General features: G+C 67.5%; 13 protein-coding genes. 6 read left to right on the forward strand and 7 right to left on the reverse strand.

The annotated features are described in order from the left end of the window. From ttcA to yihA, 5 genes are all read left to right on the forward strand, one after another. A complete protein-coding gene (ttcA, locus tag V8J36_RS17675; RefSeq protein ID WP_336468645.1) occupies positions 1–876 on the forward strand; it encodes a tRNA 2-thiocytidine(32) synthetase TtcA in 876 nt (291 codons plus the stop codon). A gap of 90 nt (positions 877–966) precedes the next feature. After that, positions 967–1,185, forward strand: a complete 219-nt coding sequence (locus tag V8J36_RS17680) for a hypothetical protein (protein WP_336468646.1) — start codon at positions 967–969, stop codon at positions 1,183–1,185. Between the two features lie 125 nt (positions 1,186–1,310). Continuing rightward, positions 1,311–3,140: a membrane protein insertase YidC gene (gene yidC, locus V8J36_RS17685; RefSeq protein WP_336468647.1), complete on the forward strand. Its 1,830-nt coding sequence runs from the start codon at positions 1,311–1,313 to the stop codon at positions 3,138–3,140. Continuing rightward, entirely contained in the window at positions 3,137–3,886 is a 750-nt protein-coding gene (locus V8J36_RS17690; protein ID WP_336468648.1) for an MOSC domain-containing protein, read from the forward strand. The genes yidC and V8J36_RS17690 overlap by 4 nt, the downstream gene beginning before the upstream one ends. Continuing rightward, the gene (gene yihA / locus V8J36_RS17695; protein ID WP_336468649.1) at positions 3,886–4,539 is read left to right on the forward strand and encodes a ribosome biogenesis GTP-binding protein YihA/YsxC; all 654 of its coding nucleotides are present in this window, start codon (positions 3,886–3,888) and stop codon (positions 4,537–4,539) included. The genes V8J36_RS17690 and yihA overlap by 1 nt, the downstream gene beginning before the upstream one ends. On the opposite strand, the gene V8J36_RS17700 is transcribed toward yihA, so the two are convergent. From V8J36_RS17700 to argB, 3 genes are read right to left on the reverse strand one after another with little or no spacing between them, the layout of a single operon-like run. Further along, positions 4,536–5,030 carry a SixA phosphatase family protein gene (locus V8J36_RS17700; protein ID WP_336468650.1) on the reverse strand — a complete coding sequence of 165 codons (495 nt, stop codon included), beginning with the start codon at positions 5,028–5,030 and terminating at the stop codon, positions 4,536–4,538. The two genes, yihA and V8J36_RS17700, sit on opposite strands and share 4 nt — an antisense overlap. Continuing rightward, positions 5,027–5,674, reverse strand: coding sequence for a ferredoxin (locus tag V8J36_RS17705; protein ID WP_336468651.1), 648 nt, complete (start codon positions 5,672–5,674; stop codon positions 5,027–5,029). The genes V8J36_RS17700 and V8J36_RS17705 overlap by 4 nt, the downstream gene beginning before the upstream one ends. Before the next feature lie 36 nt (positions 5,675–5,710). Beyond that, positions 5,711–6,589, reverse strand: a complete 879-nt coding sequence (gene argB, locus V8J36_RS17710; protein ID WP_336468686.1) for an acetylglutamate kinase — start codon at positions 6,587–6,589, stop codon at positions 5,711–5,713. Positions 6,590–6,757: 168 nt separating this feature from the next. Here argB and V8J36_RS17715 point away from each other — a divergent pair, with 168 nt between their 5' ends. After that, on the forward strand, positions 6,758–7,489 hold the full coding sequence (locus tag V8J36_RS17715; protein ID WP_336468652.1) for an SDR family NAD(P)-dependent oxidoreductase: 732 nt from the start codon (positions 6,758–6,760) through the stop codon (positions 7,487–7,489). A gap of 152 nt (positions 7,490–7,641) precedes the next feature. Here the strand turns inward: V8J36_RS17715 and V8J36_RS17720 are convergent, their stop codons facing one another. The 4 genes from V8J36_RS17720 to V8J36_RS17735 form a co-directional block, all read right to left on the reverse strand. Further along, the gene (locus tag V8J36_RS17720; protein WP_336468653.1) at positions 7,642–8,427 is read right to left on the reverse strand and encodes an amino acid ABC transporter ATP-binding protein; all 786 of its coding nucleotides are present in this window, start codon (positions 8,425–8,427) and stop codon (positions 7,642–7,644) included. A gap of 11 nt (positions 8,428–8,438) precedes the next feature. Beyond that, positions 8,439–9,758 carry an amino acid ABC transporter permease gene (locus tag V8J36_RS17725; RefSeq protein WP_336468654.1) on the reverse strand — a complete coding sequence of 440 codons (1,320 nt, stop codon included), beginning with the start codon at positions 9,756–9,758 and terminating at the stop codon, positions 8,439–8,441. Position 9,759: 1 nt separating this feature from the next. Continuing rightward, complete coding sequence (locus V8J36_RS17730) at positions 9,760–11,034, reverse strand: amino acid ABC transporter permease (RefSeq protein WP_336468655.1); 1,275 nt, start codon at positions 11,032–11,034, stop codon at positions 9,760–9,762. Positions 11,035–11,165: 131 nt separating this feature from the next. Further along, the gene (locus tag V8J36_RS17735; RefSeq protein ID WP_336468656.1) at positions 11,166–12,188 is read right to left on the reverse strand and encodes an amino acid ABC transporter substrate-binding protein; all 1,023 of its coding nucleotides are present in this window, start codon (positions 12,186–12,188) and stop codon (positions 11,166–11,168) included. Positions 12,189–12,265 lie beyond the last annotated feature (77 nt).

Below are 12,265 nucleotides of genomic sequence, written 5' to 3' on the forward strand. Positions count from 1 at the left end.
ATGCTCGACGACGGCGACGACATCCATCCGCTGTTCCACGGCGCCCCCTCCTCGACCGAGTTCCGCAAGCTGCGCAAGCGCATCGTGCGCGAGACGCGCGAGGCGATCGAGACCTACGGGATGATCGAGCGCGGGGCGAAATGGCTGGTGTGCCTGTCGGGGGGCAAGGACAGCTACACGCTGCTTGCCGTGCTGCACGAGCTGCAGTGGCGCGGCCTCCTGCCGGTCGAGATCCTGGCCTGCAACCTCGATCAGGGCCAGCCGGGCTTCCCGGCGACGGTCCTTCCCGAGTTCCTCGAGCGCATGGGCGTCAAGCACCGGATCGAGTACCAGGACACCTATTCGATCGTGAAAGAGAAGGTGCCGGCGAACCGGACCTATTGCGCGCTGTGTTCGCGGCTGCGCCGCGGCAACCTCTATCGAATCGCGCGGGAAGAGGGCTGCTCGGCCGTGGTGCTGGGGCACCACCGCGACGACATCCTGGAAACCTTCTTCATGAACCTGTTCCACGGCGGCCGTCTGGCCACGATGCCGCCGAAGCTGGTGAACGAGGATGGCGACCTTTTCGTCTATCGCCCGCTGGCCTTCGTGGCCGAGGCCGATTGCGAGAAATTCGCCCGCGCGATGAACTACCCGATCATCCCCTGCGATCTTTGCGGGTCGCAGGACGGGCTGCAGCGCCAGCAGGTGAAGCAGATCCTCGACGGATGGGAGGCCCGCAGCCCCGGCCGGCGGCAGGTGATGTTCCGGGCGCTGATGAACACCCGGCCCTCGCATCTTCTGGACCCGTCGCTGTTCGACTTCGCCGGGCTGATGCGCGGCGCCCCGGGCGAGGCCGGCGACCCCGAGGCGCTGATCCCGCGCCTGCGCGAGTGATCGCCCTGCCTTCGCGGCACGGTTAACCGGACCATAGGACCTGCGGCCCTAGGCTTGCCCACCGGCATTCCGCCGGGTGGGAGCCTGTGCATGTCGATCACCGAATCCCGTACCGCATCCCGTACCGCCAGCCTCGCCCTCGCCACAGCCTGGGCCCCGCCCCGGCCCGGCCCCGCGGGGGCAGGCTGGCTGCTCTATGGTCTTTTCGCCCCGGCGGCGGTGTTCTGCACCGGGCTCGGCAGCGAGACGATCGCGGCGGCGGCCGCGTTTCCCATGGCCATCAGCCTGTTGTGGCGCAGCCCCGGCTGAGCCAAGGCCGCAAGGGGGACAAAGCGCCCGGACCGCCCGCCCGCGGGGGGCGAAACCGCTTGACCTTTGGCCGGGCAATCTGTTGAACCTCCCCGAACCTTGAAAGGCCGGGTGGTGCGTCCCTCATGGACAATCAGAACAAGAACCTCATTCTCGCGACCGTGCTCTCCTTCCTGGTGATCCTGGTCTGGTACACGGTGTTCGCACCGCCATCCGCGACCGTGGATCCCAATGCGCCGGAAGTTGCCGCGGCCCCCGCCGAGGGTGGTACGCCCCCGGCCGCGCCGCAGGACCAGCCGGCGGTCGCCGCGGCGGCCGAGGCCGCCCCGCAGGCGGCCCGCGTCGCCATCGACACGCCGCGACTGATCGGCTCGCTGTCGCTGGCCGGCGGTCGCATCGACGACCTGTCGCTGAAGGACTACAAGGACACGCTCGCCCCGGATTCGGGCCTGGTGCGCCTGCTGTCGCCGGTGGGCGGCAAGGAGCCGGGCGAGGCCCAGCCCTATTACGCGGTCTACGGCTGGTCGCCGGCCGGCGGCCTCGACAGCGCGGCCGTGCCGAACGCCCGCACGATCTGGACACTGGAAAGCGGCGCGACGCTGGCACCGGGCACCCCGGTGACGCTGTCCTGGGACAACGGCCAGGGCCTGATCTTCCGCCGCACCTATTCGGTCGACGACAACTACCTGTTCACCGTCGGCCAGAGCGTCGAGAACACCACCGGCGCCGCCGTCCGCCTTGCCCCCTATGGCATCGTCGCCCGCCACGGCCTGCCGGCCACCCAGCACGTCTGGGTGCTGCACGAAGGCGTCGTCGGCATGACCGACGGCAAGCTGGAAGAGGTCGCCTACGGCAAGATGGACGACCTGGCCGAGGTGGCCCGCGAGGGCGGCCATGCCGAGGTCAAGGAGGTCACCACCGACGGCTGGATCGGCTTCACCGACAAGTACTGGATGACCGCGCTGGTGCCCCAGCACGGCCAGCCCTACTCTTCGGTCGTCAAGTACATCCCCGGCTCGGAAGTCTACCAGACCGAGACCCGGCTGCCGATCATGGACGTGGCCCCCGGCGCCACCGCCAGCGTCGACACCCGCCTGTTCGCGGGCGCGAAGGAATGGGAAACCATCCGCCACTACCAGAACGACGTCGGCATCGACCGCTTCGTCGACTCGATCGACTGGGGCTGGTTCTTCTTCCTGACGAAGCCGATCTTCACCCTGCTGCACTGGCTGCACGGCTTCATCGGCAACATGGGCTGGTCGATCATCCTGCTGACGCTGATCATCAAGGCGATCGTCTTCCCGCTGGCGCGCAAGTCCTACATCTCGATGGCGAAGATGAAGGAACTTCAGCCCGAGATGGAGAAGCTGAAGGAAAAGACCGGCGAGGACCGCCAGAAGTTCCAGCAGGAGATGATGGCGCTCTACAAGCGCGAGAAGGTCAACCCGGCCTCGGGCTGCCTGCCGATGGTGCTGCAGATCCCGATCTTCTTCTCGCTCTACAAGGTGATCTTCGTCACACTCGAGCTGCGCCACGCGCCCTGGATCGGCTGGATCCATGACCTGTCGGCGCCCGATCCGACCTCGATCCTGAACCTGTTCGGCCTGCTGCCCTATGCGACGCCGGACGCGACCTCGGTGCTGCACATCCTGTCGATCGGGGTGCTGCCGATCCTGCTCGGGATCTCGATGTGGCTGCAGCAGCGCCTGAACCCGACCCCCTCGGACCCGGCGCAGGCGATGATCTTCACCTGGATGCCCTGGGTGTTCATGTTCATGCTGGGCAAGTTCGCCTCGGGCCTCGTGCTTTACTGGATCGCGAACAACACCATCACCTTCACGCAGCAGTACATCATCATGTCGATGCACGGGCACCGGCCCGATCTGTTCGGCAACATCAAGGCCAGCGTGAAGCGCAAGAAGCCGGCACCTGCGGTGGAGGCGAAGAAGAAGTGACCGCGACACTCGCGCAGATCTTCAGACACCCGATCAAGGCCCACGGACGCGAAGACCTCGCGTCCGTTCGGCTTTTGGCGGGGGAATGCCTGCCCTGGGACCGGCACTGGGCGGTGGCCCATGCGAAGTCCAAATTCGACCCCGCGGCCCCGGCCTGGACGCCCTGCGGCCAGTTCCAGCGCGCCGCCCGCACCCGCACGCTGATGGCGATCACCTCGCGCTTCGATCCCGAGACCGGCGTGATGGAGCTGGCCCACCCTGACCTGCCGCCGCTGAGCTTCCGCCCCGAGACCGAAGGCGCGGCGCTGATCGACTGGCTGAAACCGATCAGCCCCGAGGGCGACTTCGCCCCGGTGGCATTGGTCAAGGGCCCGCGGGGGATGACCGACAGCGACTTCCCCTCGATCTCGATCAAGAACCTCGCCTCGAACGCGGCGCTGTCGCGGCACATGGGGCTGGATCTGTCGATCCACCGCTGGCGCGGCAACCTGTGGCTCGACGGGCTGGAGCCCTGGGCCGAGGTCGGGCTGATCGGGCGCGAGATCCGCATCGGCGGGGCGCGGCTGAAGGTCGTCGACCGGATCGGGCGCTGCAAGGCCACGACCGGCAACCCCGACACCGGCATCGAGGATGCCGACACGCTGGCCGCCCTGCGCGCGGTGGTGGGCGTTCAGGACTTCGGCGTCTATGCCGAGGTGATAGAAGCCGGCGACATCGCCCGCGGCGACCGGATGGAGATTGTCTGATGGCCCCCCTGCCTTTCCCGCTGGCCCCCGAGCCCGACCAGTTCGCCCGCGAGGCCGGACGCCTGCTGTTCGCCGGCCCCGTCGACTTCCTGAAGGGCGTCGTCGCGATGGACGGGCTGCCCCCGGCCGACCGGGTCGAAGTCTGCTTCGCCGGCCGCTCGAACGTCGGGAAGTCCAGCCTGATCAACGCGCTGACCGGGCGCAAGAACCTCGCCCGCGCCTCGAACACCCCGGGCCGGACGCAGGAGATCAACTATTTCACGCTCGGGGACGAGCGCTACATGGTCGACCTTCCCGGCTATGGCTTCGCCGAGGCGCCGGTGGCGATCGTCAAGAAATGGCAGGCGCTTCTGAAGGCCTATCTGGGCGGGCGGCAGACACTGCGCCGGGCCTTCGTGCTGATCGACGCGCGCCACGGGGTGAAGGCGGTCGATGAAGAGATCCTCGAGCTTCTGGACCGCTCTGCCGTGACCTTCCAGGCGGTGCTGACCAAGGCCGACAAGATCAGCGCCAAGGAACGCGAGGCGGTGCTGGCGCAGGTGCGCGGCGCGCTGTCGAAGCACCCCGCCGCCTATCCCGAGATCGTGCTGACCTCGTCCGAGAAGGGCGAAGGCATCGAGACGCTGCGCGCCCTGATCGCGACGATGGTCTAACGGCCCCGTTCCGATGGGGTGAAGAAGCCGAGCGCCCGGCCGGTCCGCGGCCGGACCTCGGCCCAGGTCGCGGCGTCGAATTCGGCCACCAGCGTGGCGCAGGTCGGATAGGCGAAGAACTCGGGATCGTCGGGCGGGGACGCGACCATGCCCTCGGCAAAGGCGGCGATGCCGGGATTGTGGCCCAGCATCATCACCACCGGCGCGGTCGCGCCGCGCAGCTCTGCCAGCATCGCCTCGGGCGCGGCATGATAGAGCGCAGGGACGAAGCGCGGCGTGCCCTCGAGGCCCGTTTCCTCCCAGGTCTGCCGGGTGCGCAGCGCGGTCGAGCACAGCACCTCTGCCGGCGGGTCGCCGCGCTCGGCAAGCCAGGCGCCCAGTTCGGCCGCAGCCCGGCGCCCCCGTCCCTTCAGCGCGCGGTCATGGTCATCGAGGCCGGGCGTGCCCCAGTCGGATTTCGCGTGGCGGGTCAGGATCAGGCGCAGGGTCATCTGTGGAACTGGCTCATGTGATAGGCGGACTGTTCGGGGCGGCGGCCGTAGGACTGGCTGACCGGGCAGGCCCGCCGCACGCGGCAGCCGCCGGTCAGGCAATCGGCGCCTGCGGGCGTGTCGAGGAAGGCGTGGCAGCGCGGCACGTCATAGCCCGCAGCCCCCAGCGCGCCAGCCGGGCAGGCGGTCAGGCAGGGTTTCGCGCAGCTCGCGCAGGGCTGCGCGGTGGGCTTCGGCAGGTCGATCTGTTCCCGCAGCAGAAGCGCCCCGCGATACGAGGCGAAAAGCCCCATCCGCGCCCCCACCAGCAGCGTCACCGGCGAGGCCCAAGCCAAGCCCGAGCGCAGCGCCCATTGATAGAAGGGGTGCCAGGGCGGGCCGGCGAAGGGGAATTTCGCCTTGGCCCCCAGATCGCAGGCCAGCCGCCCGATCACCCGGCGCGACCAGCGGTCGACGGGATCGGGCGCGCCGTCCCGGCCTTCGGGGCTTGCGGTCAGATGCGCCCAGAAGCCGGGCTCGGCCGGGGCCAGCAGCAGCAGCGTCCCCTCCCCCAGCCCATCCTCGAGCACGGGGTGAAAGCCGCCCGCCACCGTCAGCCGCTCGGCCGCCGCGCGGGTCTCGATCTGGTCCAGCGTCACGCCCATGGCCGCGAGCCTTGCAGAGCGCGCGGCCAAGGGCAATCAGCGGATGCGCGGCTTGACGCGCGGCTCGGTCGAGCGGATCTGGCTGCCCGCGCCGTGATCGGTGAAGAGTTCGAGCAGGCAGGCATTCGGCACCCGCCCGTCGACGATGGTCACCGCGCGCACGCCCTCGTCGATCGCGGTCAGCGCGGTCTCGGTCTTCGGGATCATCCCGCCGGCGATGGTGCCGTCCTCGATCATCGCGCGCACGTCCTCGGGCGTGAGCTGGGTCAGCACCTCGCCCGCCTTGTTCTTCACACCCGAGACGTCGGTCAGCAGCAGCAGCCGGTCGGCCTGCAGCGCGCCCGCGATCGCGCCCGCGGCGGTGTCGCCGTTGACGTTGAAGGTCTCGTTGTCGGCCATGCCGGTCGCGACCGGGGCCACCACCGGGATGATCCCGGCCGAATAGAGATCGCGCAGCACCTGAACGTTCATCTCGACCGGCTTGCCGACGAAGCCCAGCTCCGGGTCGTCGGCGACGCAGACCATCAGGTCGTCATCCTTGCCCGAGATCCCCACCGCGCGGCCGCCCTGGTCGTTGATCGCCTGCACGATGCGCTTGTTCACGAGGCCCGACAGCACCATCTCGACCACCTCGACGGTGGCCTTGTCGGTCACGCGCTTGCCGCGCACGAATTCGGACTTGATGCCGAGCTTGCCCAGCAGGTCGTTGATCATCGGCCCGCCGCCGTGGACGACCACCGGGTTCACGCCGACCTGCTTCATCAGCACGATATCGCGGGCGAACTCGGCCATCGCATCGTCGTCGCCCATCGCGTTGCCGCCGAATTTCACGACGACGACGGCGCCCGCGTAGCGCTGCATGTAGGGCAGCGCCTCGGAGAGGGTGCGGGCGGTGGCGATCCAGTCACGGTTCATCGGCTGCGTTCTCATCTCTCTCGGGCTCCGTCTGTCGGGTCAAAGTGTTAGTGCGCTTTGGCGGCAGTGCCAAGGGCGCGCGGCCGGCGGCGCCCTGGCCGGCATCCGGTTGCCAATCGTGAAGATTAGCTTAGGGTTCCCGCGATCCTCTCCCCGGAGCCTTGCGCGATGAGCGACCAGAAAACCCTTCTCTTGACCGGCGCGAGCCGTGGAATCGGCCATGCCACCGTGATGCGCTTCGCCAAGGAGGGCTGGCGGGTCATCACCTGCTCGCGCCAGCCCTTCCCCGAGAAATGCCCCTGGGGCGGCGGCCGCGAGGACCATATCGAGCTCGATCTCGCCAGCCCGGACGCGACCATCGCCGCGATCGAGCAGATCCGCGAACGGCTGGGCGGCAAGCTGCATGCGCTGGTCAACAACGCCGGCATCTCGCCCAAGACCCCGACCGGCGGCCGGCTGAACACGCTGGAAACCGACCTGCGCACCTGGGGCAAGGTGTTCCACGTCAACTTCTTCGCCTCGATCGTGCTGGCACGCGGCCTGAAGGACGAACTGTCGGCGGCCAAGGGCTCGGTCGTGAACGTGACCTCGATCGCGGGCGCGCGCGTGCACCCCTTCGCCGGCGCGGCCTATGCGACCTCGAAGGCGGCGCTGGCCGCGCTGACGCGCGAGATGGCGCATGACTTCGGCCCGCTCGGCGTGCGGGTGAACGCGATCGCGCCGGGCGAGATCGAAACCTCGATCCTGTCGCCCGGCACCGAGAAGATCGTCGAGGGCCTGCCGCTGCGCCGCCTCGGCCAGCCCTCGGAAGTAGCCGACGTGATCTGGTTCCTGTGCTCGGACCAGTCGAGCTACGTCACCGGCACCGAGATCGAAGTGAACGCCGGACAGCACGTCTGACGGAAGACCCGGGGGGATGCATCCCCCCTGACTCCCGCCTGCCTTCTTACTGGCACAAATATCCCGGGGGTCCGGGGGCAGCGCCCCCCCCTTGGCCCCAACACAAACGGCCGCCCCGAGGGGGCGGCCGTCGTCGTTTCCGGTGCAGCGGCTCAGTGCCCGAGGATCTGGCTCAGGAACTGCTTGGTGCGGTCCGACTGCGGGTTGTTGAAGAAGTCGTAGGGGTTGTTCTGCTCGACGATCTGGCCGTCGGCCATGAAGATCACCCGGTTCGCCACGGCCTGCGCGAAGCCCATCTCGTGGGTCACGCAGAGCATGGTCATGCCCTCTTCCGCCAGCTCGATCATGGTGTCGAGCACTTCCTTGATCATCTCGGGGTCGAGCGCCGAGGTCGGCTCGTCGAAGAGCATGATCCTGGGCTTCATGCAGAGCGAGCGCGCGATGGCGACCCGCTGCTGCTGACCGCCCGACAGCTGGCCCGGATACTTGTGGGCCTGCTCGGGGATCTTCACCTTCGACAGGAAGTGCATCGCCGTTTCCTCGGCTTCGCGCTTCGGCATCTTGCGGACCCAGATCGGGGCCAAGGTGCAGTTTTCCAGGATCGTCAGGTGCGGGAACAGGTTGAAGTGCTGGAACACCATGCCGACTTCCGAGCGGACCTTGTCGATGTTCTTCAGGTCCGAGGTCAGCTCGGTCCCGTCGACGATGATCTGCCCCGACTGGTGTTCCTCAAGCCGGTTGATGCAGCGGATCAGCGTCGACTTGCCCGAGCCCGAGGGGCCGGCGATGACGATGCGCTCGCCGCGGTTCACCGTCAGGTTGATGTCGCGCAGCACGTGGAACTGGCCGTACCACTTGTTCATGTTGACGATCTGGATCGCCACTTCGTCCGAGACCTTCATCTGGGTGCGGTCGACGGCGCGTTCGATGGTTTCCATGGGTCAGTCCCTCAGCGGTGCTCGCGGCGCAGGCGACGCTCGAGCAGCATCGAATAGCGCGACATGGCGAAGTTGAAGATGAAGAAGATGGCGCCGACGAAGATGAACGGCTCCCAGTAGATGCCCTTCCACTCGATGGCGGCGCGGACGGCGTCGGTGATGCCCTTCAGCGGGTCGAGAAGACCCACGAAGATCACCAGCGTCGTGTCCTTGAACAGGCCGATGAAAGTCGAGACGATCCCGGGGATCGAGATCTTCAGCGCCTGCGGCAGGATGATCAGCCGCATCGCCTTCCAGTAGTCGAGGCCCAGCGCGTCGGCCGCTTCATACTGCCCGCGCGGCAGCGCCGCGAGGCCGCCGCGGATCACCTCGGCGATATAGGCCGCGGCGAAGAGCGTCACCATGATCACCACCCGCAGGATGATGTCGAAGTTGGTGCCGGGCGGCAGGAAGTAGTTCAGCAGCAGCGAGGCGGTGAACAGCAGCGTGATCAGCGGCACGCCGCGGATGAACTCGATGAAGCCCACCGACAGCGCCTTGACCAGCAACATATCCGACCGCCGCCCCAGCGCCAGCAGGATGCCCATCGGCAGCGACAGCGCGATGGCCGCGACGCCGATGGTGATCGACAGAACGAAGCCGCCGAAGAGGTTCGAGCGCACCTCCTCCATGCCGAAGGGGATCACCGATTCCAGCGCGGTCTCGACCGGGCCCGCGAGGAACAGCCAGTAGAGGATCGTCGCCAGCACCGCGAGGATCGGTGCGAGCAGGTTCTGCCCGGCCTTGGTCAGCGCAGTGAAGACGACATAGCCCAGAACGAAGCCCAGATAGGCCGCGACCGGGAACCAGACCGAGCCCCCCCAGAGCAGCAGGTAGCCGAGGCCGGGATAGATCACGGTCAGGGCCAGAAGCGCGCGCGGGGCGCCGGGGAACAGCACCGGGGCCAGCGCCGCGAACAGCAGCACCAGCGCCAGCAGCGGCCGCCAGTAGAGGTAGTCGGGATAGAAGCCGAACAGGAACTGCGTCCAGCGTTCACGGATCACCGCCCAGCAGGCGCCGGTGGCGTCCTGGCCCCAGGTCGAGGTGATGATCTCGCGGCATTCGGCCAGCGAGTTGGCGTTCCAGACCCCGTGCAGGAACCATGGCAGGAAATGCGTTCCAAGCCACAGGATGATCAGCGCCCCCAGAACGGTGAGCGCGGTGTTCAGCCAGCCGGCGAACAGGTTCTCGCGCAGCCACTTGACGGCGCCGGTCTGCCCCGAGGGCGGCGCCTGTTGCGGCAGCATGGTCTCGCGCACATAGGCGACGGTTTCGGCGTGGGTATCGCTCATCTCAGCGCTCCTTCAGCCGGACGCGGTTGTTGTAGGCATTCATCACACCCGAGATCACCAGCGAGATCGCGAGGTAGATGAGCATCATCAAGAGCACGCATTCCAGCTCGCGCCCGGTCTGGTTCAGCGTGATGCCGCCCAGCGTGCCGCGCAGGTCCATGTAGCCGACGGCGATGGCGAGCGAGGAGTTCTTGGTGATGTTGAGATATTGCGAGATCAGCGGCGGCACGATCACCCGCAGCGCCTGCGGCAGGATCACCAGGTTCATCGTGCGGTTCGGCCGCATGCCCAGCGCGAAGGCGGCTTCGGTCTGGCCCTTCGAGACCGCGGCGATGCCGGCGCGGACGATCTCGGCGATGAAGGCGGCGGTGTAGAGCGTCAGCCCCAGCCAGAGCGCCATCAGCGAGTTCGACACCATGATGCCGCCGGCGAAGTTGAAGCCGGCAAGCTCGGGCAGGCCGAGGTGGAAGCCCAGTGCGATCAGCAGCACGACCGGCGGGACGACCACCAGCGCGAGGCTCTTCCACCAGGTCACCGGGCGCACGCCGGTGGCGTTCTGGATCGCGGACGCGCGCTTGTTCAGCGCCGAGCGGGCCCAGAGGCCGGCGCCCAGCACAACCAGAAGCGCGATCAGGTCGAGGCTGACATCGAAGATGCCGAGGCTGATGTCGCCGAGCGAGCGCGAGAACAGCGGTTCCGGGATCGAGGTGCCGCGGTTGGTGATGGCGATCGCGTCGAAGATCATCGAGGCGGCGGGCGCCTGGCCGGAGGCCTCCATCTCGGGCGTGACGCGGAAGTCGCGGGGCTGGGGCGTGGCGTCGGTGAAGACCGCATAGGCCACGAGGATCCAGAGCAGCACCGGGATGTTGCGGAAGATCTCGACATACAGGGTCATCAGCCGCGCGATCAGCCAGTTCGACGACAGGCGCAGCACGCCGATGACGATGCCGATGATAGTCGCGGCGGCGCAGGCCATGGCCGAGACGAGCAGCGTGTTCAGCAGGCCGACCAGCATCGCACGGGCATGCGAGCTGTCGTTCGTGTACTGCACGAGCTTCTGGTTGATGTCGTAGCCGGACCGGTTCCAGAGGAAGCCGAAGTTGAAGTCCTTGCCCAGCGTGTGGAGGTTGCGGACGGTGTTGTCCACCAGCCAGGCAGCCCCGGCCATGAACAGCATCAGCACGATCACCTGAATGGTGATCGAGCGATACCGCGTATCGTAAAGCAGCATGCTCAGCCGAAAGGAAGCCTTCGGCGGGTTGTCCGCAATCGCCATGTGAATATCCCCTGAACCGGGCCCCGGGCGTGCGCCTCATTGATCGGGGTCACTGCCCCTTTGGGTCCGGTGGTCGCCTGATAAGTGGAGAGGGGCGCATCGCTGCGCCCCTCGGGAAGTCCCTCAGCCGTTCAGCGGAACGGCGGGGTGTAGAGCAGACCGCCCTGGGTCCACTGGGCGTTCAGGCCGCGGGCCAGGCCGATCGGGGTCGATTCGCCGATGGTGGCGGCGAAGACTTCGCCGTAGTTGCCGCCGGCGCCGATAATCGCGTTCTTGCCCCAGGTCTTGTCGAGGCCCAGCATCGCGCCGAGGTTGTCGTCACCCGCGCCGAGCAGGCGGTTGATCTCGGGGTTCTCGGTGCCTTTCGAGAGCTCCTCGATGTTGGCCGAGGTCACGCCGTATTCTTCCGCGGCGATCAGAGCGTTGAGGCTCCAGCGGACGATGTCCGCCCACTGGTCGTCGCCCTGGCGGACGAGCGGGCCCAGCGGCTCTTTCGAGATGATTTCCGGCAGGATGACGTAGTCGTCGGGGTTGGCGAAGGCGGCACGGGTGGCAGCCAGGCCCGAGGCGTCGGTGGTGTAGGCGTCGCAGGCCCCGGCGAGGAACTGCTGTTCACCCTCAGCATTGGTCTCGATCGGGACCGGCTGATAGGTCATGTTGTTGGTCTTGAAGAAGTCGGCGAGGTTGAGCTCGGTGGTGGTGCCGGTCTGGATGCAGACGGTGGCGCCGTCGAGTTCCTTGGCCGAGGTCACGCCCAGCGACTTCGGAACCATGAAGCCCTGGCCGTCGTAGTAGTTCACGCCGACGAAGGTGAACTTCAGGTCGGCATCGCGCGAGAAGGTCCAGGTGGTGTTGCGCGACAGGATGTCCACTTCACCCGAGGCCAGCGCGGTGAAGCGGGTCTGACCGGTGGTCGGGACATACTTGACCTTGGAGGCGTCGCCGAAGATCGCACCGGCAACCGCCTTGCAGACCGCGACGTCGAAGCCCGACCAGTTGCCGTTGGCATCGGGGGCAGCGAAGCCCACGAGGCCGGTGTTCACGCCGCAGTTCAGCTCGCCGCGGGCCTTGACGTCGTCGAGGGTCGCCGCGCCGGCGATACCTGCAACGAGGCCGGCCGCCGTCAGCGTGCCGAGAAATACGGTTTTGTTCATGCTTACCTCTTCCTGAGTTGCCACCCTGATAACAGGGGGAATTCGTTGCTCCCGCCGTCTCCCTCGCGGGGCCTTGA

It is taken from the genome of Frigidibacter sp. MR17.14 (assembly GCF_037095735.1).
GTDB lineage: Bacteria > Pseudomonadota > Alphaproteobacteria > Rhodobacterales > Rhodobacteraceae > Frigidibacter.

Bases quoted from the DNA above. Each gene is read 5' to 3' on its own strand.
- ttcA (WP_336468645.1), top strand. From the start codon at position 1: ATGCTCGACGACGGCGACGACATCCATCCGCTGTTCCACGGCGCCCCC.
- yidC (WP_336468647.1), top strand. From the start codon at position 1,311: ATGGACAATCAGAACAAGAACCTCATTCTCGCGACCGTGCTCTCCTTC.
- V8J36_RS17705 (WP_336468651.1), bottom strand. From the start codon at position 5,674: ATGGGCGTGACGCTGGACCAGATCGAGACCCGCGCGGCGGCCGAGCGG.
- argB (WP_336468686.1), bottom strand. From the start codon at position 6,589: ATGAACCGTGACTGGATCGCCACCGCCCGCACCCTCTCCGAGGCGCTG.
- V8J36_RS17700 (WP_336468650.1), bottom strand. From the start codon at position 5,030: ATGACCCTGCGCCTGATCCTGACCCGCCACGCGAAATCCGACTGGGGC.
- V8J36_RS17735 (WP_336468656.1), bottom strand. From the start codon at position 12,188: ATGAACAAAACCGTATTTCTCGGCACGCTGACGGCGGCCGGCCTCGTT.
- V8J36_RS17720 (WP_336468653.1), bottom strand. From the start codon at position 8,427: ATGGAAACCATCGAACGCGCCGTCGACCGCACCCAGATGAAGGTCTCG.
- V8J36_RS17730 (WP_336468655.1), bottom strand. From the start codon at position 11,034: ATGGCGATTGCGGACAACCCGCCGAAGGCTTCCTTTCGGCTGAGCATG.
- V8J36_RS17725 (WP_336468654.1), bottom strand. From the start codon at position 9,758: ATGAGCGATACCCACGCCGAAACCGTCGCCTATGTGCGCGAGACCATG.
- V8J36_RS17715 (WP_336468652.1), top strand. From the start codon at position 6,758: ATGAGCGACCAGAAAACCCTTCTCTTGACCGGCGCGAGCCGTGGAATC.
- yihA (WP_336468649.1), top strand. From the start codon at position 3,886: ATGGCCCCCCTGCCTTTCCCGCTGGCCCCCGAGCCCGACCAGTTCGCC.
- V8J36_RS17680 (WP_336468646.1), top strand. From the start codon at position 967: ATGTCGATCACCGAATCCCGTACCGCATCCCGTACCGCCAGCCTCGCC.